Annotated in this window: 4 protein-coding genes; all 4 read left to right on the top strand. The window is 56.5% G+C overall.

The annotated features are described in order from the left end of the window. Positions 1 to 589 (top strand): hypothetical protein (locus ACODSV_RS36125; protein WP_489047504.1); only part of this gene is annotated, 589 nt, incomplete at its 5' end. Then, positions 586 to 1,986, top strand: coding sequence for a DEAD/DEAH box helicase (locus ACODSV_RS36120; protein ID WP_003127305.1), 1,401 nt, complete (start codon positions 586 to 588; stop codon positions 1,984 to 1,986). The genes ACODSV_RS36125 and ACODSV_RS36120, both read left to right, overlap by 4 nt. Positions 1,987 to 2,076: 90 nt before the next feature. After that, positions 2,077 to 2,379 carry a hypothetical protein gene (locus tag ACODSV_RS36115; RefSeq protein ID WP_003298444.1) on the top strand — a complete coding sequence of 101 codons (303 nt, stop codon included), beginning with the start codon at positions 2,077 to 2,079 and terminating at the stop codon, positions 2,377 to 2,379. Continuing rightward, positions 2,379 to 2,873, top strand: a complete 495-nt coding sequence (locus ACODSV_RS36110) for an inositol monophosphatase family protein (RefSeq protein WP_017340928.1) — start codon at positions 2,379 to 2,381, stop codon at positions 2,871 to 2,873. Before ACODSV_RS36115 ends, ACODSV_RS36110 begins: the two co-directional genes overlap by 1 nt. Positions 2,874 to 2,947: the final 74 nt, after the last annotated feature.

Genomic DNA, 2,947 nt, shown 5'->3' with positions numbered 1-2,947 from the left:
ACAGCATCAGGTCGTACTTGGGTCATTTGAAGGTGGGGTTTATGGAGCGCTTACGCTTCAGGAGCCAGGGCGTACAACCTTTACGACCCGTGAACTGCGCGATGCCTATGCTGCTCGCCTGAATGGCACACATTTCCGTATCGCCGATGTGCGACGCTATGTGTATGAGCAGATCCGTCGACTAGTGCGCGCGGGCTGGGTTGCACTGGACGAGGACCGTCGTGTCCGAGGACAGGTCTACCACCTGCAGCCGATTCCGGCACACCTACAACTGGAACTGATCGACAACGGTTTTGAGAGCAGCCTTATGGCTGCCGGAGTGCCCGAACCAGACACGGCGGTACGCGACGTGGAGGCTTTGCCGGCCAATACGGATTTGCAGTTGGAGGCGCTCCACAAGGAAATCCGCTTGGACTTTCTCACTTCAATGGGCGAGGCAGAGCGATTCAAGCTGCTTCTGGACGAGATGCCGCATTTGCGCGACAAGGTTGAAGGCGATTACCTGGAGGCCAGGGATCGCAGTTCTCGCCTTCTGGGCCATTTACGCGCCATAGAAAAGACCCTCAAAACGCTCGCAGCGCCACGATGAGCAGATCGCTACGCAGCTGGCAGAACAGCTGCATCACCAAGGCGTTGGAGCACCTTACCGTCACGCAGCACTTCTTCTGCCAGGCAACGCCGGGAGCCGGGAAGACGCGCATGGCCGCGGAGCTGACCAGCCGACTGCTTCAGCAGGACAGAATTGACCTGGTGCTGTGCTTTGCGCCGTCCTGCCAGGTCGTGGAGGGTTTTCGTTCGACTTTTTCGGAAGTGCTAGGCAGACGTCTCGATGGCCAGATGGGTGCCGTGGGGGCGGCCTATACCTATCAGGCCATGGAATACCGTGATGAGGGATTCTGGCAGCTTCTTGATGACTACCGGGTGCTTGTGGTCTTCGATGAAATCCACCATTGCGCCGGCCACGATCCGCTCCTCAGCAATGCCTGGGGGCAGCAGATACTGCACCGGATACAGGATCGCGCTGTCTTCACGTTGGCCCTGTCTGGCACGCCCTGGCGTTCGGACGACAAGGCCATTGCCTTGGCTCGCTATTCGTCGCCCGAAGGGCATTTGATCTGCGATTACCGCTATGGCTTGAAAGACGCCATTGCCGACGGCGTGTGCCGATCCCCTCGCATTGTGTTGCTCGATAATCAGAAGGTGAAACTCACTGAAGAACTTGGCGCGGATAGCTCCGTCAGGCTGTTTCCCAGCATCGCCAAGCTTTTGGGGGAGTCACCTGTCACCTATGAGGAACTGCTGCGCCATGACGACGTGATCAATCCAATCCTCGACCTTGGCTACAGCAAGCTCAACGAGCTACGCCAGATCAAGCCTGATGCCGCCGGCTTGGTGGTGGCTACCGACATCGAACACGCTCAGCAAATAGCCCAGGCTCTGGAAACAATGGGTGAAGAGTGCCGTATCGTGACCAACAAAACCCCGGATGCGCAGCAAGTGATCAATGCATTCCGCAGCAACACCTGCCGCTGGATTGTCGCCGTAGGAATGATCAGCGAAGGCACCGACATTCCACGCCTGCAAGTGTGCTGCTATCTCAGCCGTATCCGCACCGAACTGCATTACCGGCAAGTGCTGGGACGGGTACTGCGACGCACAGGTGAATCGGATGACCAGGCTTGGCTATTCATGCTGGCAGAACCGAAGCTTCAGGGCTTTGCGGAGCGAATTGCAGATGACTTGCCGGATGACCTGGCCGTTTTGAGAGATGTGCAGATGCCTGGATTTAATCCAGACTCAAGGCCTGAACCGATGGGTGCTTCGGGCCATGTCAAGGGTATCGGCGATGCTGGGTTAGGTGGCGCAGAACCTGGTATTGGGTCGCAGGCTACGAACATCATTTCGCTGGGTGGCTTTGCAAATGAGCCCGCTTACCAGGTCAGCTTTTCCCAGCATTACCGGCAGCAGCTACTGGCTTGTTTCTGATGCTCAGCCAGTCGAGGCTGCTCGAATGATGCCGGTGTGCATGAATCCATAACCGGCCGGTGCCGCGTGGAACGTAATCGTGAGGTGCGTATGGAGGTTAGGTCGCAGGCATTGGTCGATGTCGTTGAGGATGTGATCTGCGACGTGTGCCGCTCTGGAACTCGTATCCCTGGCTATGGCCTTCAATACGGCAAGCTTGAAGCCCAATGGGGATATGGATCACAGCATGACGGAAAGCACTATCGGGTGCATCTCTGCGAGCCCTGCTTTTTCAGGGTGCTGAGTGGATTGCGTCGGGAGTGTATGGTCAATGGCATGTTCGATGATGAGCAGCCATTTTCCTCTGAGGATTTTGGCTTGGTCAGCAAGGGTAACTACTGGGAAAAGAGCTGATGACAGGACTGCGGCTGAGCGATCTTCTTGAACCCGTCATGCAGCTTGCTTACGAAGCAGGCCTACTTATTGAGTCAGAGCTTAATAGACCAGACGGCCCAAGGGGCAGTGGCTTTAAGGCAGACGTCGATGTTGAAATCGAGGTACTTCTGCGACAGCGACTGAAGCACATCCTTAATTGCGATTTTGTCGGAGAAGAAACGGGCTGCGAGCTATCAGGCCACCCATTTAGTTGGGTTGTTGACCCCAATGATGGAACAGGCGACTTCCTCAATCGTCGGCCGGGCTCTGCCATTTCTATCGGATTGCTGCATAACGCAACGCCAGTGCTGGGCGTGGTTTACGCCCCCGTCACGCCTAGTGGTCCTGACTGCATAGCATGGGCTGAGGGTGCACCGGCTTTACTGCGTAATGGTCGTCCCGTGAATAATGACCTGCAATCTGCGATCTTGGGTAAGCGTCCAGCCAAGTCACCTTCCGAACTCCAGCATTAAGGGCGATGGTGTCCGCGTATTTTGATCTGACCCCGAAATGTTGGACGCCTTCTATGCCCGCCGTGCTTGAGTCC

The sequence above is a fragment of the Pseudomonas sp. FG86 genome (genome assembly GCF_057808775.1).
The sequence above is the reverse complement of the archived record's forward strand: the minus strand, read 5'-3'. Positions and strand labels throughout refer to the sequence as shown.

What these genes read in the sequence shown, in the direction of transcription:
- ACODSV_RS36120 (WP_003127305.1), top strand. Translation starts at nt 586, where the DNA reads ATGAGCAGATCGCTACGCAGCTGGCAGAACAGCTGCATCACCAAGGCG.
- ACODSV_RS36115 (WP_003298444.1), top strand. Translation starts at nt 2,077, where the DNA reads ATGGAGGTTAGGTCGCAGGCATTGGTCGATGTCGTTGAGGATGTGATC.
- ACODSV_RS36110 (WP_017340928.1), top strand. Translation starts at nt 2,379, where the DNA reads ATGACAGGACTGCGGCTGAGCGATCTTCTTGAACCCGTCATGCAGCTT.